Origin of the sequence: Salegentibacter agarivorans (assembly GCF_900113135.1) — a bacterium.
Taxonomy (GTDB): domain Bacteria; phylum Bacteroidota; class Bacteroidia; order Flavobacteriales; family Flavobacteriaceae; genus Salegentibacter; species Salegentibacter agarivorans.
The window spans coordinates 96079-117881 of the sequence record NZ_FOOH01000006.1 but is presented as its reverse complement, the minus strand read 5'-3'; the positions used below and the strand labels follow the sequence as shown (position 1 = coordinate 117881).

Sequence of the window (21803 nt, the reverse complement as noted above, 5' to 3'; positions counted from 1 at the left end):
ATTATCCTACTGCCAATTTCTGACTTTCTTTTAAAATATAAGAAGGCATTTCTTCATGAAGTTTCCATTTAACGTTCATTGGTTTAGCGCCTTTCGATTTCACGAAATCTGCTTCACCTAAAAAGGTATAAGACATTGTAAACCCATATTCATCCACGTTCTGTTCTCTAACAAATAAGAGTATTTTTTTTCCTTTATCCCGGTGCTTAATATAGGACTCGCCTTTTGGAGAATCTGGAGCAGTACTGTTTTGCGATTGCCAGTGGAATAATCTCTTATTCAATGCATAATCTTCATACATTGTGGTAGGGGAATATTCTTTTTCAGTTTTTTTAAGTGTTACAAAGAGCGCTTCTATATTCAAATCTTTATTTTGAGCTACTCCTTCCCGGTTTGATGATTTCTTCTTAAAGCTACTCAAACCTAATGCTACTAAAATTTCTTCTCTATTATATCTACTATGAAGTTTTAAAGGGAAATCGAATTCCAAATCTATATCTTTTTCTACAAATTCAATTTTTTCAATTTGGTATTCTATGAACTCCTGCATTTCACGAAGCATATTTTTATTTTTCAGAAGAGAACGAATACTTTCTCTAACATTTGAGAAGCCTAAATTGGTACCAGTTTCTTTCCAAACGTCGTAATGAAACATTAGAAGCATAACCTCTTCCTCTTTGTTTAACAAATCAAGATTTATATTTTCCGAAATCAATTTTTTAATGAATTTCAAGTAAGTAAGAGAATTGGCGTGAATAAGCTTTCTTTGCAGGCAAGCAGTTAATTCTTTCTCTTGAGGTTCATTAAAATCTGGAATTACTTTAGCATCTGCACATAATCTTTTCCAACTTCCTTTTTTATAGACCTGTCGGATATCTAAGTGGTGAAACTCTAAAAAATTATGTAACGTAAGCGGGAGTGTCGAGTGATGTTTGAATCTTTGAATTTTCTGAAGAAGTTGAGGTCTTCTAAATTCAGTAGCCTCCCTAATATTTCGCAGAATTACTTCTTTAGCTTTTTTCTCTAGTACAATTGAGCATCCTAATGGAAGATGTGGAAATTCATCCTCGATCTCTGTGATTATAGATGTATGAGTTTTACCAACAAGCGCTCTAAACTTATGCTCAAAATCATACTCTGGCCTAGCATTTCCTACAAAATCAAGTACCGTTAAGCAATCTTTATCTTCAGCTAAGCGTAATCCACGCCCTAGCTGTTGTAAGAAAATTGTCAAACTCTCAGTTGGCCTTAAGAAAAGAACTGTATCAATATTTGGGATATCAACACCTTCGTTGAATATATCGACCACAAATAGATAATTAATTTCTTTTTTAATGAGTTTGTTTCTAACCAAATCTCTTGAGCCGCTATTTCCGCTAACGATATAATCTGCTTTTAAACCAGAAAGAACAAATTTCTCAGCCATATATTTGGCGTGTTCCTGACTTACACAAAACCCAAGAGCTTGAACATCATTAATGTCGGTTAAATATTCTTCACAATTCTTTATAATGTCAGCTAATCGCCGATCATTTTCAGTATAAAGTTTAGTAAGCTCCTTTACTTCGTATTTACCTCGCCATTGAACGCTGGAAAGATCAACGGAATCGGAAAGTGCAAAATACTGGAAAGGACTAAGAAGCTTCCTGTTTAGGGCTTCAGGTAGTCTTATTTCCGCAGCAATTCTATTATGAAAATCTTCTGCTATGTCACCACCATCCATTCTTTCTGGAGTTGCGGTTAGACCTAAGAGAATTTTTGGATTAAATCTTTTTAAAATTGGACGATAGCTGTCAGCTTTAATGTGATGAACCTCATCTATAATTATGTAGTTGAAAAAATCCTCTGCTAAATCTAGCATTTTCAATCTACTGTGCAGTGTTTGAACAGACGCGAATAGCTCATCATACTTTTCTGGTTCATTCCCATCTACCCAAAGTTCACCGAAATTAGCATCGCATAGAACGTGCTGAAAGGTGGAACGTGCCTGCATCAAAATTTCTTTACGATGCGCAACGAATAAAAATTTTGAGTTTGGATTTTTGTTCTTAAATTTCTTAAAATCAAAAGCAGAAATAACGGTCTTTCCTGTTCCCGTAGCTGCAACTAATAAATTTTTATTTCGATTGTGAATTTCTCTTTCTGCCTGTAATTTAGATAAAATTTCTTCTTGGTAAGAATATGGTTTTAGTTCGAAGAAAGTGGTAATTTGACTTGTATTATATGAACTCTGTCTTTTAAGAGCAGTGCTTAGCTTTTCTCTATGTGTGCCTTTTTTATAAAATTCGAATTCAGGATCTTCCCAATAAGTTTCAAAAGTTTTTTGAAACTTATCTATAATATGACCTATTTCTTGGGTGGTAACTTTAAGGTTCCATTCCAGGCCATTAGTTAAAGCTGAACGAGAAAGATTAGAAGAACCAATATAGCCAGTATGAAAACCTGAATTTCGTAAAAATAAATAAGCTTTTGCGTGCAGCCTTTCGTGTTCTGAATTATAGGAAACTTTTATTTCAGTATTTGCAAGCGATGAGAGGTATTCCACAGCTTTTACATCTGTGGCACCCATATAAGAAGTGGTAATAATCTTTAATTTTTTACCGCTTTTGGTAAATTCTTCTAGTTCCTTTTTAAATATTCGAATTCCAGAAAATTTAATAAAAGAAACTAGCCAGCATATTTCATCGGCAGAAAGAATTTCTTTTTTAATTTCACTCTCCAAGGAAATTCCAACATTGTTTCCGGTAAATAGTTCGCTTTGACTTAACCGAGTGTAAGGAGTAATTTCCTTCAGCCTGGCCTTCAAATTTGAATATGGAAAATCTAGTTTAGAAAAAACAGCCTGTAAAATCTTTCCTTCGTTTTCAATTAAATTTTCAGAGAATTCTGCACTCTTGAGCTCTTCTACTAAAAGATTTATAATTTTATTCGATAATTCAATTTGTTTTAAAGGACGGTCTTTATCTTTGATTTCCTCCAACGCAAATTTGATGTTTTCACTCAAATAAGTACTCAAATATTGAGAAGCTTCTTCCTTATCTAAAGGTGTTTCGCTAATGTGGAATTTCTGTAAATCTACATTTTCGAGTTTATTGGAAACTAATTTAGTTATTAGCTGCTCGTAAAGGCCTGTTTCAAAACTCATTTATACTTATTGATATAATAATTAACAATTGGAATATCTGCTTCAGCCCAATCTAAAGATTTTAATTTTTCAATAGGAAACCATTCTACTTGCGAATGTTCTAAAAGCATAATTTTGAAAGTCTGCAAAGAACATCGGAAAGGTATCAATTGAATTTTCTTTGATTCAGGATAGCTATGTTCGTTGGAGGGTAATTGTTCCAAAACTTTAATTTCTACTCCTAATTCTTCTATAATTTCTCGTGTGAGACACTCTTCAAGAGTTTCTTCTTTTACTTTTCCACCAGGAAACTCCCATTTGTTTGGTAAATGCATTTTACTGCTTCTTTGCGCACACAATACTTTACCCTCATGTTCTATAATAGCACAAGCAACTTTTATCATTAAAGGGATTTTATTAGAAACTAATTCAATAAAGAAAATTATAAAGCTCAATTTAACATTTAATTTAGAAACCAAAAAAGGTTTTCCATAAACCGATAAAATTTTATTAACTCAAAATACTCATAACTATCTCTTCTTAAAATCCCGGATTTACCAAAAGAATTCCCCTAACTTTAAAACAAAAAATGTTTCAGCAGCAATTCTTCTTAATATTAATATTCTTGGTTATGAGTAAATTACTTCTTTTCGATTTTAGCGTTACCTCTAACTGGAGTGCCTGGGAAGTAGAAAACGATGTAGTAATGGGGGGAAACTCCACTGCCAGGCTGGAACGCAGTGAGTCTGGCAATGCTATTTTTACTGGCCATGTTTCGTTGGAAAACAACGGTGGTTTTGCTTCGGTGCAGTATCATTTTCCATCTAAAAATATTAAAGGCTATAAAAAAGCGCTGATCTTGCTGAAAGGAGACGGGAAATCTTATCAATTTAGAATGAAGGCCAATTTACAGGATAGAGCTTCTTATATCTACACCTTCAAAACCACGGGAGAATGGCAAACAATTGAAGTTCCGCTAAAGGAAATGGAACCGGTTTTTCGTGGTAGAAAACTTGATCTTCCTAATTTTTCTGCAGAGAGTATTCAGGAAATTCGCTTTTCAATCGGGAATAAAAAAGCAGAAGATTTTAGGCTGGAAATTGATAAAATAGAGTTGGAGTAAGTATCTCGCTGAAAAAGATTTTCCGAATTAATTTATCGTTTTTCAGCGCCAATAAGTCTTAACTATCTTTCTATAAAAAACTAATAATAGGCAGTTTTCCTAATTGCTATGCTTTCACTTATCTTTGAAGTAAAACTACTTACCTATGAAAATTGTTGTTTCCCCGGCCAAAAGCCTGGATTACGAATCTAAATTACCTACTACCCGCGGCACTCAGCCTGCTTTTTTAGAAACCACGGTGAAGCTTAATCGCAAGATGGCGAGAATGACAAAAAATGAGATTTCAAAATTAATGGGAATCAGCGATAAGTTGGCCGATCTTAATTATACCCGCTACCAGGCTTTTGAGGAAGAACACAACAAAAAGAATTCCCGCCCGGCGATGTATGCGTTTAACGGAGATGTTTACACCGGCCTGGATGCCTATACCATCCCCACCGATAAACTGGACCGCCTTCAGGATATTTTACGAATCCTTTCGGGACTTTATGGCGTGCTAAAACCGCTGGATCTTATGCAGCCTTATCGGCTAGAGATGGGAACTTCTGTAGGTATTGAGCGTAAGAATAATCTTTATGAAGTTTGGCAATCAAAAGTTACTAAACTCCTGAATGATGAAATGAAGGAAGGCGAACTTTTTATCAACCTGGCCAGCAACGAGTATTTTAAAGCTGTTGACACTAAAAAACTAAAAGCTGAGGTGATCTCACCTGTATTTAAAGATTTCAAGAACGGAAAATTAAAGATCATCAGTTTCTTCGCAAAAAAAGCGCGCGGGGCAATGGTACGTTATATTATCGATAAAGACGTAAATACCATGGAAGAGCTAAAAAGTTTTGATTATATGGATTACCGTTTTAGTGAAGAACATACGGAGAAAGAGAACGAACCGGTTTTTATTCGTTAGTTCTTTTCAGTTTTCAGTAAGCAGTCTCAGTGGGCAGTGGTTAGGGTTCTTGAGTTCTCGGTTTTTAAGCAATTCTTGTATTCGTCATCGCGAGTTCGGAACGAGCGTGGCGATCTGTAGTTACAATTCCTAGTCACTTTGAGTTTCCGACGAGAGTCGGAAGTATCGAAAAGTGCTTTGTGTTTAAAAGTTAAGCGAAAAGTTAAAGGTAAGAGAAGAGAGAAAATAATAAAGTTTCAGAAATCAGGATATTTTTTGAAAACTCAAAACCGATAACTCACAACTGACCACTCACAACCGAAAACTGAACAACTTTTACCAATCTCCCAACAAATTATTAACGCTTCCTTGGCAGCTGAAAAAAGATTAGCGATCTAATTTCGTAATCGTATAGGAATGTTTTATTTCCGTGACGCACAACCTAAATCTGCCAATTTTGAAACAACAATACACAAAATTAATCCTGCTTTTTTCTGGGATTATTCTTTTAATTTTTACTGCCTGTAATAATAATGCACAAGAACCCAAGAAAGAAGTTCCACCAACGCAATTAGATACTATTTCAATGGAACCACCGGTTTTTAAAACTACTTACCGGTTAGATTCTATTCAGAATAAAGAACATTTGGATAGTCTTTTTAATGATTTTTCTGAAGAAGATGTAAAGTTGGTCTATACGCTAAACCGAATTGACGCTTATCGCGTTAAACCCGGTGCCAAACTAATAATTCCCGATTCTTTGGTAAAGGATTTGAATGTCTATGCACCTTTTCCGAAACTAATGAAGCCATTAGATTCAATAGAAAAAACCGTGATAATTTCAAAACGAATCCAGGCTTTTGCACTTTACGAAAATGGGAATTTATTGCATTGGGGTCCGGTGAGTACCGGGAAGCAAAGCACAGGCACACCTTCGGGTTTATACTACGGCAATTATAAAGCCAAGCGAAAAATAAGTACCATAGACCAATCCTGGATTATGCCTTATTATTTTAATTTTATGAATTTTGAAGGAATTGGGACACACGAATATACGCTCCCGGGATATCCTGCCAGCCACGGCTGCGTTAGGATGTACCGGGAAGATGCAAAAATGATTTACGATTGGGCCAATATGTGGGAATTAAAAAGTGATGTGATTGTACAAAATGGAACCCCATTTATGGTGATAGGTGAATATGATTATAATGATATTCAACCCTGGTTTAAACTTGCAGAAAACGGGCGAAGTAATGACTTAAACAAGGCTGAGATAGATACGCTAAAAGTTTATGCCCAGCGTTATAAAAACGATCCTTTAAACTTTAAATTTGAAGACTTAAGCGACCAGGATATTGTGCTTTAGATGCTTTTAGATTTTGTATTTTAGTCAGAAATTCGTTTTTATGAAATTAAGATTTTCGATTCCAGTTTTATTTTGTGCATTTTTATTTTGCTTCGGAAGCCTGGTGGCCCAGGAAACTACGGTTATGGTTAGGGCACTGGCAAAAGATGCGAAATTTATAGGAAGTTCTATTGGCGGCGCTAAAATTATTCTTAGAAATGCTGAAACGCGAGAAATCCTGGACCAGGGTTTAACCTCAGGGAGTACAGGAAACACCAAATTAATTTTGCAAACTCCCAAAAAGCGCTACGATAAACTCACCGATGAAACTACAGCGGGATTTGAAGCTAAATTAAATATAAAAGAACCTACGTTCGTAGATGTAGAGGCCCACGCACCGGTTAATAAAAAACAGGCCAAAGTAATTTCTAGCACCCAACTATGGGTTATTCCTGGGAAAGATATTACCGGTGAGGGGGTAGTACTGGAAATCCCGGGATTTGTGGTAGATATATTATCGCCACAAACTCACGAACGCATTAAAGCTTCTAATGGAATTAATCTAAAAGCCAACATTATTATGATGTGTGGTTGCCCCGTTACCGAAGATGGTGTGTGGGATGCCAATCAATATGAAGTAAAAGCGATCATAACTTCAGAAGGAAGTGAAATTAAAGAAGTCAGCTTAAACCCAACCAATAAACCCAGTACCTTTACTGCAAATACAAATTTAGAAAAAGGCTACTATACCATCACGATCTACGCTTTTGATCCCGTGACAGGCAATACCGGTGTAGATAAAACGAATATTATTATTAATTAAGTTCTCGGTTCTCGGTTCTCGGTTCTGAGTTGGCAGGTGCTATTACTTCGTCAATGCGGGCAAGAAACGAAGCCGGCGATCTTTTGATTGGGTTTCCTTCCGTCCCTTCGAGACGGTAGGAGGAAGTATCGAGAAGAGCAGAACTTCTATGAGTTCTCGATACAGCGTTATTTTCGCTTTTGCTCAAATATCGCCATTCGAACTGACGACCGGACGGAATAAGAGAAAAGAGTCGGGATAAAAGAAGCAAGACCAAAGACTCTGAAATATCCCAAAACTCGCAACAACTACAAACCATAAACACCAAACTTTCAAACCCGCAACCGGTTCAACCGGGAACTGACAACCGAGCCCAGTGAAGAATTATTAGTGGATTCGTGGCGTAACAATAACTCGGAAACAATAAATCAAGTACAGATTACCGTGTCCTGCAATCGCAGTTCTCACAAAGACGGAAACTCAAAACTCCAAACAATAAACTGAAAGCTGCCAACTGCCCACTTAATTTTTACATTCAAAACATTTAATTAAAGCCGGGCTTATTTTTGCATCTTCAGAACCTTTAAGGGGTTTGTTCAGTAATTCTTTTTCAGCGATTATTCGGTGGAATTCTTTGGCGTATGCTACTAAATTTTCACGGCGGGATTTAATCTTTTCAGCAATCTCTTTTCCGTCTAATTCGTAGATTTCCCTGGGCCAAATTTTAAAAGCATCGGCAATAGCTTTATCAGTCATTAATTCCTGTAATTTTTTTGCTTCCGAGGTAAAGATTTCTTCAGGAGTATCAGTAAGGAAATAAACATCGTTAGGATAAACCAATCCCGGCATATAATCTATTTCCTTTTCAAATGGCCGAACTTCCGGTTCAATATTCTCATTCGAAATTATTCCGGGAATAACGCCCTCTAAATTGAAAAAAGCATTATCCCTGTCACCGGCCACGGGAAAGGCTTTAAAAGAATTATTTTCTTCCTGAATTACCCAGCCCCACTGCTTGGCGTGCCTGTCCCAATCGCCAATAAGCATATCAAATAATCGAGCCCTCACCAATGCATTTCTATCTATCGAAACTTTTTCAGGATGTTCATTTTTTAATTCCTGCATGTTCTTGGTGTCAAGAATTTCAGCTACATTTTTATAACCGGTCCAGTTCTTTTCTCCTTCGGTTTCATATTCTAAAAGGAACAATCTATTGCCGTATTTCTCGTTATATTTTTCGCCTAGAAAATCCTGTTTTGGAACAAAAACCACTTTGGGATGGGTGTGTAAAACATTAGCTTTTTCTGAAAGTGCAGCGGCGAGAATTGCGCCGTATGGGTGCGAGGCCGAAATTGCATCTATCACAATATTTTCCAACCCAAGGCTTCGGGCAAACTGGGGAACGTGGGTAGATGGATCTTTATTTACACTGCGCAGGGAATAAAGAAAACCCTCATTATCCTTTAAACGAAGGGAATGGGTTTGGGTACCACCACCTTCTTTTACGATTTTCATTCCGCCGTAAAGTGTATCGAGAAAAAGTACAGGAACTTTTACGGGAGTGGCCCAGGCTTCGCGGTAATTTTCTCCCTGCATAATATTTTTAAGCGGATTGATTTTATATAAACTGCTTGCAGCGACTGTAACGGAGTCGTGCGCACGGAAATCTATATCTTCAATATCTTTAAAATCTTCTATTGTTGCGGTTTCAAATTCCTTATCGGTACCTAAAACCGAAAAATAAATAAGTCCTATAAAACCAATAAGAAGTATTAAAACCAGCCAAAGCAGCTTTTTCATTTTCTATAATTTATTGCGATTTAAAAATAGCAATAAAAACGAGGATAAGCATTCAAATTTGCTGAGGCTTTAGCGGAATTTCATTTAAAAGATTGTTAAGCTGATTAAGGGAATGGGAAGCGATCAAACCTTTATGAATTTTAATATTTTGATCTTCCGATTCCAGTATAAAACTATTTTTATATTTTCTAATTGCGCTAAGTTTGGTGAGATCTATACTCTTAGGAAAGAGTGAATTTTTAGTAAGGATATTATTATTTATTTGGAGGTAGTGATATTTGTTTTCGTAGTACCAAGTACCAATTTCTAAAAAGCCCAGGATTAACCAGGGATATATAAAAATAGGTGCTGAATCGATTATAAAAGCGATAGTACCAATAATTACCGATACGATGCCGTAAAGCAGTTTATACTTCAGTCTTTTTTGTGGATAATATATGGTCACAACTTAACGTTTAAAATAATATTTGAATAGTGCTAATATCAAGATCAATGCCTATTAAGAGGCACTTTGAAATTAGATAAAAGGAAATTCAAATAAATTATGGTTAAGTTGCGGAAAAATTAGGGGGTAATTTTAATGAAATTAATAAAAAAACCTCATTATTTCAATAATTTTTTAATGTTTTCTTTTAACTCCTTATCTCTTAAATTGACACCGACCACGCGACCGTTGGTATTTATAAGATAATTGGAAGGGGTGCGCTTTATTCCGTAGTTGGTAAAAACCGGACCTTCCCAGCCTTCCAAAGCGCTAAGGTGTTGCCATTTTAAATTGTCTTTTTCTATAGATTTAATCCAATCGGTTTGTGAAGTATCACGGGAAACCGCTACAATTTCGAGTCCGTCTGACTTATATTTTCGATATAATTTTTTTAGCTCGCGGTTTTGCATTTTACTGGGTTCGCAGGTAGAAGCCCAAAATTGTAAAAGGGTTACTTTACCTGTTAAAGCTGAAAATTTTCGTGTTTCCCCAGTGGGTGTAGGTAATTCAAAATCTACATATTTTTCGCCAGGTTGGGGGATGTTGTCATTATTTAAAATACTAAGGATTCGCTTTCCCAAAGCGCTTTCCTGAATTTCTTCAGGAAAAAGATCAAAATAATGAGCCGTAGTTTCCTGTCCCCATTTTCCTGAGACTTCATAAAGCATCCGGGCACTAATCAAGGCGTTGGGATTGTTTTTTATAAATTCTTCCTGGCGTTTTCTAAGTTCGGCTTCACTAATTTTATCATAATCTTCATAAACTGTTTTTATTTCGTCAACTAATTCCTGAGAAATAGAGCCGGTAACTTCGGCATCCTGGAAATCGGTATTGCTTGCATCAAAACGCATAGGTTTGTCCTGCAACCATAATTCTTTGAATTTAGAACGATCTTTAGTATGCAGCATTACCCACATTCTGGGTTCGGAAAGTTTAGTTTCGAATTTAAAGCTATTATTTTGAACTTTTGCGGAATCCAACGTAGCTCCATTTACCAAATCCCGAAAATAAAGCCAGCTGCCATCTTTTATATCATTTGTTTTACCGGTTAAAGAAAAAGAGGATTCCTGAGCCGTACCAGAAAATAGGCCTAATGCAAGCGCCAAAAGGAGAGAGGTTAACCGCATGATTTATTAGGTTTTGGAAATTAATTTAGTGAAAATATCGATTAAAAATTCAAATAAAAATAGGGCATTGAATCTGCCGCGATAGTTTGCTTTAATCGCAGCGGTACAGAAAGAGGTATATTCTATTAAAGTAATTCCTATTATTTAGACTCGGGAAATTTCCACTTCCAAAACTTGAATTTTCCCGTGAGTAGAAACGGAACTCCTAGACCGGTTAAAGCGCCGGCAAAGAAATTTAAATTATAAAATGCAAAGTAGGAGCTCCAAAAGAGCCCTACGAGTATAAGAAAAAGGCCGACTAATCTAGCTGTATTCACAGGGAAAAATTTTAAGGAGCTTAACCAAGAACAATAACTTCTAAAGCCTGGTCTAAAAATACAACCAGCATAAACGCAGTGAAAATAATTCCTACTAATTTTAAAATATTGATTCGATCTTTCATGATTAAGGTTTTTTAGTATTTCGATAGATATTTTTTAGTGATGCTTTCCTGAAGAAATTCTTATGAATTGAGGAAGCAATATCTTTCGAAAAATCGGTTTTAAATAACTCGATTTTTGTAAAACTAGCGGTAAATATAAGGAAATTCTAAGCTTTTTGCCAAATTTATATTTTTTCCGGAGGATTTTATATGGTTTTTGGTTAAAAAATTAGTGGTAATGTAAGATTAGATTAAATAGCTTTTTTGATGTAGATAAAATGAAAAAAAGATTAAGGAATATTTGTTAAACCGGGTTATTCCAGCCTTCTAAAGCCGCTTCTATGGTGAAATCCAGGAAGTAGATTGCAATAATTATGAGAGCTATTATTCCCAGGATTTCTAAGAAAGTATAATTATGTTTTCTGTTAGTTTTATTATTTTCCATACCTGCCTTTAGTGATAAGTAGATGAAAATATTAAAATGTTACAGTAAACCTTAAAAAGCTTTGGATTATAGGGTTTATTCCAATTTAAATTCACAATGGCGATGCCACTGTTTTCCATCGTGTTTTAGCAGTGTAAATGATTTCGCGATAAAGGAAGCCTGAAACTCACGTTTTTTAAAATCTGCCCAGGCATCAGGAAATTGTTTGTAATGAAGATCTCGAGAGGCAAGCGTAATATGCGGATGAATTTTAGAAAATTTCTCGTGTTTCTTTAACTGCAAATTTGCTGCGATTACTTTTTGTAATTCGGTGTGAAGAATTTTTATTGGCTCGTGATCTTCAATATTTATAAAAATCACTTTTTGGTTAAACCTGCCAAAATCTTTTAAATCTACCCGTAAGCTTTTTTGATTCTCAGCAAAAATTTCCAGGAAACCAATAAGTATATTTTCTTCTGATTCAGAAAGCTGAAATGGAATTTGAAGGGTAATATGCGCGGGCAGTTTCAACGCATGTTTAGCTTTATATTTTTCAGCAATTTCCTGCTTTAGAGATTTTACTCGCTTACAAATTTCTTTCGGGGGAATTATAGCGAGAAAATATAAAGGCATTTCAGATTGAATTTTCGAGAGTTAATTTTATTTTCTTCCTCTTACAAAAACCGTTTTCTTATTAAAATAATAGATTAATAAACCAAAAGTGAATAATAGTAAATTTTGTACAAGACTATCTACCATAAAATTTAAATCATCTCCCGTAGCGATTTTTATGAGCTTTCCTATAATTGAAAGCCCGGGGCCAACCATCATTATAATTGCCCAAAAGTGGATGGCCATTTTTGCAAGTCGGTGTTTGTTAAATAGCAAATATAGCAGCGTTAATTCTATAACTACCGCAATTAAGCCGAGGTAATTACCGGAAATAACCATATAAGTATTCCAAATAAGTATTAGGAAAATATAAATAATGAGCAGCCTATAAAACCATTTGTTTTTAAAAACTGTTTCCATAAATTATTTAGAAGCTTTTGCAGTTTTCGGGGTGAAATCCATAACTTTTTGATGCCTTAGCAAATCCTCAAAAGTTTCGCGCTCCCTTATTAAATGGCCTTTACCTTTATACCATAAAACTTCTGGCGGGCGGTAACGTGAATTAAAATTACTGGCCATTGAAAATGAGTAGGCCCCGGCATTGCTAAAAGCCAGGATATCTCCTTCGGTAATTTCAGCAATTCGGCGGTTATTGGCAAAAGTATCGGTTTCGCAAATATAGCCTACCACCGAGTAAAACCTGAATTTACCTTCGGGGTTAGATACATTTTTAATATCGTGATGAGACCCGTAAAACATTGGGCGAATTAAATGATTAAATCCGGTGTCTACCCCGGCGAAAACCGTAGAAGTGGTTTGCTTTATCACGTTCACTTTAGCAAGGAATTTCCCGGCCTCACTCACTAAAAATTTTCCTGGTTCAAAAACTAAAGTAAGTTCGCGCCCGTATTCTTTGCAGAAATTCTTAAAACGTTCGGTTAGTTTTTCACCTAACTCTTCAATATCGGTTTCAATATCATTTTCACGGTAAGGCACTTTAAATCCGCTCCCAAAATCAAGAAATTCAAGGTTTTTAAAGTTTTTAGCCGAATCAAAAAGAATTTCTGAAGCGCGTAAGAAAACTTCAATATCAAGAATATCACTACCGGTGTGCATATGAATCCCGTTAATATTCATCCCGGTATTTTCAACAATACGCAGCAAAAGTGGCATTTGGTGAATAGAAATTCCGAATTTAGAATCTACGTGGCCTACTGAAATTTTAGAATTTCCGCCGGCCAAAATATGCGGATTTATACGAATACAAACCGGTACTTCTGGATGTTTGGCTCCAAACTGTTCAAGGATAGATAGATTGTCTATATTAATTTGCACTCCCAATCGTACCACCTGTTCAATTTCTTCTAAAGAAACTCCGTTTGGCGTATAAATAATATCTTTTGGAGCAACCCCGGCTTTCAAAGCAAGCTTCACTTCCTGTACCGACACTGTGTCCATACCACTTCCTAAGGAATTTAAATATTTCAGGATAGAAATATTAGAAAGCGCTTTTACCGCATAATGAATACGTAAATCTTTAATTTCAGAAAACGCATTTTTAAGTCGGTTAAACTGAAAAGCAATTTTTTCGGCATCATAAACGTAAACAGGGCTTCCAAATTCTTTGGCTACAGCGAGAAGATCTTGATTGGTCATAACAATTGAAAAATTTAAGTGGCAAAAAACAGGAGAAATTTCAACTCCCACAAGTGCAAGTCTCAAAAATAACGAATTCCCCGAAATTGTTAATATTTAAAGAGTAGATACTTTAACTCGCGGTGGCTACAGCGCTTTCTTTTCGTTTTCTAATAAGAATAATCGCCAGGGCGATAAAAACGCCGAGACCCGCCATAACTGCGCCGACCAAAGATGCAGAGGTGAAGCCATAACCAAAAGCAATTGGCAAACCGGCAAAATAGGCACCGGAGGCATTTCCCATATTAAATGCGCTCTGGTTCATAGAAGAGCCCAAGCTCTCCGAGCCTTTTGCTGAATTGATCATCACCATTTGAATAGGTGTGGAGAGGCAAAAAGCGATAGTAGCAATAAGGAAGGTCATAATCAAAATTGCAATTTGATTCTCGGCAACGTAAGCATTGGTAATTAAGGCAAACACCATTAAAACCATACTCATGATCACCGCATAAATAGGAGAAAATTTCTCGGCAAGCTTAGCGCCAATAAGGTTTCCTATTACCATTCCCACACCGGCAAGAATCATAACATAACTAACGAACCCTTCGGGGTGTCCCGCTACTTCAGTTATTAAAGGTGCTATATAACTGTACCAGGCAAAAAAACCGCCAGTACCAATAGTGGTAAGTAAAACCACCATCCAAAGTTCCCCACGTTTTAGCACATTTAAATCTTTTCTAATACCTTCAGAAGAAGATTTTGGAAGTACGGGCATCCAGAATTTTACACTGGCAATTGCCAGTAAACCCACAATTCCCACCAAGATAAAAGAAACATTCCAACTATAATTGTGGCCCAAAAAAGTTCCCAGCGGAACGCCAAATACGTTGGCCAGCGTTAGGCCGGTAAACATAATGGCAATAGCTTGTGCCGATTTCCCGGGTTTGGCCAGCTGGCCGGCAACCACCGCGCCAATTCCAAAAAAAGCTCCGTGTGGTAAACCCGATAAAAAACGGGAAACCAATAACAGCTCGTAAGAATTGGCAAAAGCTGAAAGCGAATTAAATACCGTGAACCAAACCATAAGAAGGAGCAGGGTTTTATGCGCCGGCCATTTCCCGCCAAAGGCAGTAAGCAAGGGCGCTCCAACTACTACACCCAAGGCGTAAGCAGAGATAAAATGCCCGGCCTGTGGAATACTGATCTCTAATGCCGAAGCTACATCGGGAAGAATTCCCATAATTACGAATTCGGTCAATCCAATGCCGAATCCCCCAATAGCCAGTGCCACAAGTGCTTTATTCATTCTAAGGTTAATTTTTAGCAAAGGGCAAAATTAAAAGGGATAAACTTAATAATGCATAATTTCATCAAAAAATTACGATAAGCTTATAGTGGGGAAATCGCAGTAATGACGGGCATTTTAAAAATTTGTAAACCTTAAGGAAATGCTAAATTTTCTTCTGGCTTTAGATTATCGCAGGGCTGGCGATATCCTAAAAAAGATTGGTACAATAGCTATACATTTGTTACTTTTGCTAACCGTAATTAATACTGAAGAAATAGCTGATTATGAACATACACGAATATCAAGGAAAAGAGATTTTAAGCAGTTTTGGCGTACGCATTCAGCGTGGTTTAGTTGCACATAACGCAAAAGAGGCCGTAGAAGCCGCCAAAGAACTAACTGAACAAACCGGTACCGGATGGCACGTTATTAAAGCCCAGGTACACGCCGGTGGACGTGGAAAAGGTGGTGGTGTAAAACTGGCCAAGAACCTTAAAGAAGTTGAAGAAGTTGCTGGTAACATTATTGGAATGAACCTGGTAACACCACAAACTTCTGCTGAAGGTAAAAAAGTACACCAGGTATTAGTAGCCGAGGATGTTTATTATCCTGGAGATAACGAGCCTGAAGAATATTACATGTCTGTATTACTTAACCGTGCAACCGGCCGTAATATGATTATGTATTCTACCGAAGGTGGTGTAGATATTGAAACTGTTGCTGAAGAAACTCCGCATTTAATTTTTACTGAAGAGGTGGATCCTGCAACAGGACTTATGCCTTTCCAGGCAAGAAGAATTGCCTTTAACCTGAAACTTAGTGGAGCTGCTTTTAAAGACATGACAAAATTTGTAATGTCTCTTTATAAAGCCTTTGAAAAATCTGATTCTTCACTTTTTGAGATCAACCCGGTTTTAAAAACCAGTGATGATAAAATTCTTGCAGTAGATGCAAAAGTAACCCTTGATGACAACGCACTTTTCCGTCATAAAGACTATGCTGAAATGCGTGATATTCGTGAAGAAAACCAAACTGAAGTTGAAGCTAAAGAAGTTGGACTTAACTATGTAGACCTGGACGGAAACGTGGGTTGTATGGTTAACGGTGCTGGCCTCGCGATGGCAACAATGGATCTTATTAAGCAAGCTGGTGGAGAACCTGCAAACTTCCTTGACGTTGGTGGTACAGCTGATGCAAAACGAGTTGAAGAAGCTTTCCGTTTGATCTTAAAAGACGATAAAGTAGAGGCGATCCTTGTAAATATTTTTGGAGGTATTGTTCGTTGTGACCGTGTGGCGCAGGGAATTGTAGATGCCTATAAAAATATGGGTGATGCTGTTAATGTGCCAATTATTGTACGTTTACAGGGAACCAATGCAGATATCGCCAAGAAATTAATTGACGATAGCGGATTTAAAATCCACTCTGCTGTTCAATTTCAGGAAGCTGCAGATAAAGTACAGGAAGTACTTAAATAATCCCGGAGTTTCGGGATTTCCTGTTAAAATTAAGACTGTCTAAAGTTTAATCTTATTAACCCGTCATTCTAAAACAAGTTCAGGGTGACGATAGGAAATAAGAAAAATTTTAGGCAGTTTTTTTGTGCCCTACTGTAACAGCTTAAATAAGAAGATGGTCTCTCGGTTATAAACCAATTAAATCATTCATCATGAAAAAGCTAGTAGTTATTTTAGGAATTATCTTCATCGGTCTTAGTAGTTTTACTTCTGTAATTGACAAAACGGATAAAGTTCTTGTTAAACAGATTTATGCAATGCTGGATGATCTTCCGTTGGAAATTGAGGAAGAACTTCTGGTTGAAGTAAGACTGATAATTAATGAGCAAAATCGAATAAAAGTGTTGTTTGTTGAAGCTGAAGATCCTTTAGTGAGAAAACTAATTAGAAAGCGCTTGGATAAGAATACATTGGCAATACCTTTTAAAGTTGAAGGTGCTTATCGCTTGCCAATTAGAATTAAAGTATAAAATAATCGGCATTCTGACCCGAAGAGCCAGGGATATTTCAGTATTCAAAATTGACCCGGAAACGATCCCGAAACTTCGGGGCATGGTGACGAAAATTACAGAACCGGTTCATCACCGGTTTTTTTGTTCTCAGATATAAGTTAAAATTTCCTGAAATTAATATAAGTATGTAACATATAGAGTTTTAGACCGGTCTTTATAGTATAACCTTTAAATTTTATTATTATGAAGACTTTAAAATTAGTATTGTTTGCATTGGCGTTTAGTGCCGGAAGTTTAGTTCACGCTACTCCGGGAAATTCACCTGAAACTTCAGATTCCTTTAAAAAGGAAATCCAGAATTTATTAAAAAATATTGAACTTGATATTGAAGAAGAAGTGGTGGCAAATCTTGTAGTGAGTTTTAACGAAAAGAATGAAATGCAGGTGCTTTATGTGGGAACCGAGCATATTCCCGCCGGGAAATTGATTAAAAAACACTTGAATCATAAAAAGATTAAGACCGTTTTAGATCCTTCTATTAAAAAATATAAGTTACCCATAAGATTAAAGCCTTAGTTATTTTTTCAATCAAAAAATGTAAAAAACAAAGAACCCGGCTCATCACCGGGTTTCATTTTTTAAAAAGATTCGTATTTATTCTTGCTCGCTATCAGGATACCATTCCAGCATCTCTACTTCAATATCCTTATTGCTTTCGTTTACCAATTCTTTAAATTTATCTACATCAGCAAAACCATCCTGACCTCTAAAATGGTAAGGAATTACCTTCTTAGGTGCAAATGCTAAAACGCCATCGGCAGCCTCTTCAACCGTCATTGTGTATGGCAGGTTCATTGGGATTAAAGCAATCTCAATATTTTCCAGTTCCTTCATTTCAGGAATGTTTTCAGTATCTCCGGCAATATAAAGGCGTTGCCCGTTTCTTTCTACTACATAGCCATTCCCGCGTCCTTTAGGGTGGTATGCTTCAGGATCTTCTGGAAGGTTGTACATTGGGATCGCTTCAATATAAAATTCAAGTACACGAGTTGTAGCACCATTTTCCAAAACCCTAACTATATCTTTCATTTCGTCAGGCATTTTGTCTCTTACAGCTTGAGGCACTATTATATAAGCTCCTTCTAAACTTAAAGCTTCCAGGGTTTCAATACTCATATGATCTCCGTGGATATCGGTAATTAAAACGAAGTCTGGATCTTCTATTCCTTCAAAAGCTTCGGCACCACCAACAGGATCTATGTAGAAAGTGGCATCGCTCCAGTTTACCGCGGCAGTAGCGTGAGATATAGGCTTAATGTCTATAGAAGCCGAATCAGCCTCCAGCACGTTCTTTTCTTTTCCGTAAGGATTTTCATTTAGTTTATTTTCAGCATCATTGTTTTTTCCTTCATTCTTGCAGCCGGTAAATAAAATTCCCGCTACGATTAAGGTGAATAAATATTTCATAGTTGATTATTTTACATTAAAATTAATTAACCTACACTAGAATAGCCTCGTTTTTTTAAAATTTTATGCCAAATCCAGTCGCATTTTTATATCTCCACGGCTGTAAGGGTTATTTTTTCCAATAGGAATTTCTTTGAAGCCATACTTTTTATAGATATAAATTGCATTTTCAAGTTTTCGATTAGAAAAAATAATTAAATGATTCCAGCCCTGCTTTTTAGCAAAATGGAGGCTATGTTCCATTAATTTCTGTCCAATTTTTTTACCCTGGTATTCGGGACTTACTGCCATTTTTGTTAATTCAAAGATGCCATCTTCAATTTTCATTAAAGCCACGCAACCAATAATTTTTTCCTCATCTTTTACGAAAAAGATATTTCCACCGGTTACAATAATATATTTTTCGGGATTTCCCAGTACTTCTTCATCGTGGGGTTCTACCCAAAAATACTTTTTTAACCAGGCAAGGTTTAAGTTTTTAAAATCTTTGGAGTAAGCTGAATTATAAGAGACAATTTCCATTTTTATGTAGCTATTTTTTTGAACAAAAATAGAATAATTAAGCTGTAATTTCTAAGCCCAAAATCTGAATAAAGGTTTATTTCTGGCCTGTAGTACGATCTTTTGATTGTTTCCAGGGGAATTTTCCTTCTATTTCAATTTCCAAAGTAAAGCTTAAAAAGGTGCGAATTAGGATTATAAGTCCTAGATTGAGAATCTGCTCCATTTCGGCTCCATACACCACGGTGGCAATAATATCGGCAGCAATTAGAATTTCCAGTCCCAGTAAAATTGCACGTCCTAATTCTTCTCTTATTTTTTGAAAGCTCCGTACTTTTTCTCCCTGAAGTTTAAATGCATACCTACCCAGGGCAAGAAAGGTTCCAATTACCATAACGAGAATTCCTACCACTTCTATTACCAGGGCGGTTAGTTTAATAAGTTCTTCTGCTGTATCTGTCATGTCTTCATAAAATCTGTTATAAAAAATGATAGTGCCTTTCCTACTTGCGCGTAATTTTCATCGCTGGGGGCGGCTTCGCAAATATGTAAGTATTTACAATTTTTTTCTTCGGAAGCAATTTGAAGAAAATTTCTAAGCATATTTAAAGCAAAACCAGAAGGCGATTGTGCGCTAGATGGAAAATTTATAATGGCATCACAGTCCAGTTCCAACCCAAAAGGCTGTTTGTTAATAAACTCCAGCTGGGAATTAAAAGCTGCCATTTTTCCCTGGTGAGTTTGCAAAATTAGATCTTCAAAAAGATGGAATTTAATATTTGAAACCGAACTTATTTCGTCAAAAATATATTGTGGAGTATAATTTTTATGTAAACCGAAAGTTGAATATTTCCCGAGGAAACCATCTCGTTGTGCAAAGCTAAAACCATTGCCACTATGCCGGTGTTCCAACTTTCTTAAATCGGTATGGGCATCAATATTTAAAATATTTAGCGGTTTTTTTATGGCTTTAGAAGTGCCTTTAATATTGCCGTAAGCGTTGTTATGCCCGCCGCCAATAATAATTGGAATTTTCCCGGCTAAAACTATTTCCTCAACCAAAAAACTTACTTTTTCGTCTATTTTTTCTACCAGGTCCCCAAGTTTTGCATAATAGTTTGGATCGGCTTCATCAATATTGGCTGCTTTTTGCATTTCGGTTTTGCAGTCAATTTCACCAAGTAGAATAATATTTTCTGGAGCGGTGAATTCATTATTTTGAATATTCAGCAACGAATTTAAGCAAGCTTCCCAGGCCTTTGAAGCTCCGGCTTTTCCATGGTTAGCTCTAACGCCAATATCTTCGGGAATGCCAAAAAGCACAAATTTTGCCTTTGTTTTCTTAAGATCATCCAGACTTTCTACAAAACCTATTTTTTCCCCAAACCGGGTTTCACCGTAACGAATGGAAATAAGCTTTTCTACCGACTTATAATTATAGATTTTTAAACCGTCCATTATTCTATCATCTTTCCGTTAATAAAAACCGACTCTATAGAATTTGTGCCGAAAGCATAGGGTAAAAAGGTATAAGACGGAATTTCTTTCGTCAATATAAAATTGGCCTTTTTTCCTTTCGTGATACTCCCGTGGGTTTCGCTGAGTTCCATGGCGTATGCGCCGTTAATTGTAGCTGCGTTTATCGCTTCTTCCGGGGTCATTTTCATTTTTATACAAGCCAGGGAAACTACCAAATTCATATTTCCACTTGGTGTACTTCCCGGGTTGAAATCGGTTGCTAAGGCTAATGGCAACCCAGAGTCCAGCATTTCTCTCGCGGGTGTATAGGGAATGCTTAAAAATAGCGAGCAGGAGGGAAGTGCTACGGGCATTGTACTTGTTCCTTTTAAACTTTCAATATCTTCCGGGCGCATCACCTCTAAATGGTCTACGCTTAAAGCATCGTGCTCTATTCCTGCCTGGATACCTCCAATAGCATTAAATTGATTAACATGTATTTTTGGTTTTAAACCGAATTTTTTCGCTGCAGAAAGCAGTTTATGGGTATCAGCTACGCTGAAATATCCTTTTTCACAGAAAATATCTATGTATTCTGCCAGGTTTTCTTCGGCAACTTTTGGTAAGATTTTTTCAATCACCAAATCCATATAAGCATCGGGTTTTTCTTTATATTCCTTCGGAATTGCATGCGCACCTAAAAAAGTAGCTTTAATTGGAAGCTCGTAATTTTTCTGAAGTTTCTTTATAACCCGAAGCATTTTTAACTCGCCTTCTTCGGTTAAACCGTAACCCGATTTAATCTCAACAGCACCGGTACCCAGTTTCATAACTTCTTCCAGCCTTTTAGCCGATTGTTGGTAAACCTCTTCTTCCGAAGTTTCCTGCAGGGTTTTAGCAGAGTTTAAAATTCCGCCGCCTCGATTGGCGATTTCTTCGTATGAAAGTCCGTTAATACGATCGGCAAATTCCAATTCCCTGTTCCCGGCATACACAATATGCGTATGAGAATCGCACCAGCTAGGCAGGATTATTTTTCCTTCAGCATCAATAGTTTTATCGGCATTGATTTCAGGTAAAGAATCCATTTCGCCGTAATCGGCAATCTTATCATCTTCAATAAGTAACCAGGCGTTTTTTATAGTTGGTAACTCCTTCATCTCAGTTCCCGATAGTTTATCTACCTTGTTTTCCCTTACCTGAAGTAGCTCTTTTATATTTATAAATAATTGTTTCATCGTGCTTAGTTTTTTGTCTGTTTTCTGCTGAAAATGTGCGTTAAACAAATATAAAAACTAAGCCGGGAAAACCGGCTTTTTCAGTAGAAACAAAAAAAG

Annotated in this window: 22 protein-coding genes; 7 read left to right on the top strand and 15 right to left on the bottom strand. The window is 36.5% G+C overall.

What is annotated here, in order from left to right; genetic code table 11:
• Nucleotide 1: 1 nt before the first annotated feature.
• Together BM084_RS06175 and BM084_RS06170 are read right to left on the bottom strand one after the other, a co-directional pair.
• Nucleotides 2–3145 (bottom strand): DEAD/DEAH box helicase, encoded by a 3144-nt coding sequence (locus BM084_RS06175; RefSeq protein ID WP_093303663.1) that lies wholly within the window; start codon nt 3143–3145, stop codon nt 2–4.
• Nucleotides 3142–3528, bottom strand: coding sequence for a (deoxy)nucleoside triphosphate pyrophosphohydrolase (locus BM084_RS06170; protein ID WP_075328011.1), 387 nt, complete (start codon nt 3526–3528; stop codon nt 3142–3144). Before BM084_RS06170 ends, BM084_RS06175 begins: the two co-directional genes overlap by 4 nt.
• Nucleotides 3529–3755: 227 nt before the next feature.
• Between BM084_RS06170 and BM084_RS06165 the strand changes: the two genes are divergently transcribed.
• The 4 genes from BM084_RS06165 to BM084_RS06150 all read left to right on the top strand — a co-directional run bounded on the left by BM084_RS06165 (nt 3756) and on the right by BM084_RS06150 (nt 7301).
• The gene (locus BM084_RS06165) at nt 3756–4247 is read left to right on the top strand and encodes a CIA30 family protein (protein ID WP_245764346.1); all 492 of its coding nucleotides are present in this window, start codon (nt 3756–3758) and stop codon (nt 4245–4247) included.
• Nucleotides 4248–4392: 145 nt separating this feature from the next.
• A complete protein-coding gene (yaaA, locus tag BM084_RS06160; protein ID WP_075327524.1) occupies nt 4393–5154 on the top strand; it encodes a peroxide stress protein YaaA in 762 nt (253 codons plus the stop codon).
• A 436-nt stretch (nt 5155–5590) separates the two neighbouring features.
• Complete coding sequence (locus tag BM084_RS06155) at nt 5591–6499, top strand: L,D-transpeptidase (protein ID WP_245764345.1); 909 nt, start codon at nt 5591–5593, stop codon at nt 6497–6499.
• A 40-nt stretch (nt 6500–6539) separates the two neighbouring features.
• Complete coding sequence (locus BM084_RS06150; RefSeq protein ID WP_093303658.1) at nt 6540–7301, top strand: hypothetical protein; 762 nt, start codon at nt 6540–6542, stop codon at nt 7299–7301.
• 501 nt (nt 7302–7802) lie between these two features.
• Here the strand turns inward: BM084_RS06150 and BM084_RS06145 are convergent.
• The 8 genes from BM084_RS06145 to BM084_RS06115 all read right to left on the bottom strand — a co-directional run bounded on the left by BM084_RS06145 (nt 7803) and on the right by BM084_RS06115 (nt 15089).
• Nucleotides 7803–9080 (bottom strand): hypothetical protein, encoded by a 1278-nt coding sequence (locus BM084_RS06145; RefSeq protein WP_093303655.1) that lies wholly within the window; start codon nt 9078–9080, stop codon nt 7803–7805.
• Between the two features lie 52 nt (nt 9081–9132).
• Entirely contained in the window at nt 9133–9525 is a 393-nt protein-coding gene (locus BM084_RS06140) for a hypothetical protein (protein ID WP_075327521.1), read from the bottom strand.
• Between the two features lie 158 nt (nt 9526–9683).
• Nucleotides 9684–10691, bottom strand: a complete 1008-nt coding sequence (locus tag BM084_RS06135; protein WP_093303652.1) for a TlpA disulfide reductase family protein — start codon at nt 10689–10691, stop codon at nt 9684–9686.
• Nucleotides 10692–11416: 725 nt separating this feature from the next.
• The gene (locus BM084_RS19140) at nt 11417–11557 is read right to left on the bottom strand and encodes a hypothetical protein (RefSeq protein WP_156858155.1); all 141 of its coding nucleotides are present in this window, start codon (nt 11555–11557) and stop codon (nt 11417–11419) included.
• A gap of 75 nt (nt 11558–11632) precedes the next feature.
• The gene (locus tag BM084_RS06130; protein WP_093303650.1) at nt 11633–12169 is read right to left on the bottom strand and encodes a 2'-5' RNA ligase family protein; all 537 of its coding nucleotides are present in this window, start codon (nt 12167–12169) and stop codon (nt 11633–11635) included.
• Nucleotides 12170–12196: 27 nt separating this feature from the next.
• Entirely contained in the window at nt 12197–12568 is a 372-nt protein-coding gene (locus BM084_RS06125) for a hypothetical protein (RefSeq protein WP_075327518.1), read from the bottom strand.
• Between the two features lie 3 nt (nt 12569–12571).
• Nucleotides 12572–13804 (bottom strand): diaminopimelate decarboxylase, encoded by a 1233-nt coding sequence (gene lysA, locus BM084_RS06120; protein ID WP_075327517.1) that lies wholly within the window; start codon nt 13802–13804, stop codon nt 12572–12574.
• A gap of 112 nt (nt 13805–13916) precedes the next feature.
• Nucleotides 13917–15089: an MFS transporter gene (locus tag BM084_RS06115; RefSeq protein WP_075327516.1), complete on the bottom strand. Its 1173-nt coding sequence runs from the start codon at nt 15087–15089 to the stop codon at nt 13917–13919.
• 266 nt (nt 15090–15355) lie between these two features.
• On the opposite strand from BM084_RS06115, the gene sucC reads away from it, so the two are divergent.
• The 3 genes from sucC to BM084_RS06100 all read left to right on the top strand — a co-directional run bounded on the left by sucC (nt 15356) and on the right by BM084_RS06100 (nt 17616).
• On the top strand, nt 15356–16549 hold the full coding sequence (sucC, locus tag BM084_RS06110; protein WP_075327515.1) for an ADP-forming succinate--CoA ligase subunit beta: 1194 nt from the start codon (nt 15356–15358) through the stop codon (nt 16547–16549).
• A gap of 191 nt (nt 16550–16740) precedes the next feature.
• A complete protein-coding gene (locus BM084_RS06105; protein WP_075327514.1) occupies nt 16741–17058 on the top strand; it encodes a hypothetical protein in 318 nt (105 codons plus the stop codon).
• Between the two features lie 225 nt (nt 17059–17283).
• On the top strand, nt 17284–17616 hold the full coding sequence (locus BM084_RS06100; RefSeq protein WP_093303647.1) for a hypothetical protein: 333 nt from the start codon (nt 17284–17286) through the stop codon (nt 17614–17616).
• A 78-nt stretch (nt 17617–17694) separates the two neighbouring features.
• Here the strand turns inward: BM084_RS06100 and BM084_RS06095 are convergent, their stop codons facing one another.
• The 5 genes from BM084_RS06095 to hutI form a co-directional block, all read right to left on the bottom strand.
• Nucleotides 17695–18507, bottom strand: coding sequence for an MBL fold metallo-hydrolase (locus tag BM084_RS06095; RefSeq protein ID WP_075327512.1), 813 nt, complete (start codon nt 18505–18507; stop codon nt 17695–17697).
• Nucleotides 18508–18570: 63 nt separating this feature from the next.
• Nucleotides 18571–19029 (bottom strand): GNAT family N-acetyltransferase, encoded by a 459-nt coding sequence (locus BM084_RS06090; RefSeq protein WP_093303645.1) that lies wholly within the window; start codon nt 19027–19029, stop codon nt 18571–18573.
• 76 nt (nt 19030–19105) lie between these two features.
• A complete protein-coding gene (locus BM084_RS06085) occupies nt 19106–19471 on the bottom strand; it encodes a DUF1622 domain-containing protein (RefSeq protein WP_075327510.1) in 366 nt (121 codons plus the stop codon).
• The gene (locus BM084_RS06080; protein WP_093303642.1) at nt 19468–20466 is read right to left on the bottom strand and encodes a formimidoylglutamase; all 999 of its coding nucleotides are present in this window, start codon (nt 20464–20466) and stop codon (nt 19468–19470) included. The genes BM084_RS06085 and BM084_RS06080 overlap by 4 nt, the downstream gene beginning before the upstream one ends.
• Complete coding sequence (gene hutI / locus BM084_RS06075; protein ID WP_093303640.1) at nt 20466–21704, bottom strand: imidazolonepropionase; 1239 nt, start codon at nt 21702–21704, stop codon at nt 20466–20468. The genes BM084_RS06080 and hutI overlap by 1 nt, the downstream gene beginning before the upstream one ends.
• Between the last annotated feature and the right edge of the window lie 99 nt (nt 21705–21803).